Annotated in this window: 1 pseudogene; it reads right to left on the bottom strand. The window is 57.5% G+C overall.

Features of this window, described 5'->3' with window-relative positions:
* A pseudogene (locus AC0L2P_RS32275) lies at nucleotides 1-313 on the bottom strand (ATPase); the annotation flags it as partial.
* Nucleotides 314-348 lie beyond the last annotated feature (35 nt).

Below are 348 nucleotides of genomic sequence, written 5' to 3'. Positions count from 1 at the left end.
GAATGCCCGGTCCTCGATCTGACACGAACAGTTCGGCAAACTGTTCGACGCGCGAAGTCCGGATACTGATGATGCGACTTCCGACCGGCGTCTCCTTCATCGCGTCCATCCCGTTCACGACAAGATTCACTATAACTTGCTGGAGCTGAATACGGTCGGCGAGGATCGGAAGCGCATCCGCTGTGATCACGCTGCGGACTTCGACCTTTCGCCCGCGCGCCAGCGGCGAAAGGAAAACGACGGTGTCCTGCGCGAGGTCGTTAATATCGAGGCTAATCAGCTCGAAGGGTGCCTTTTTCAGGAGGCTGCGCATCCTCCGGATGACTTCAGTGGCACGCTGGTTATTGT

It is taken from the genome of Mesorhizobium sp. WSM4836, assembly GCF_055811815.1.
Note: the sequence above shows the minus strand (reverse complement) of the source record. Positions and strands in the feature narration are given on the sequence as shown.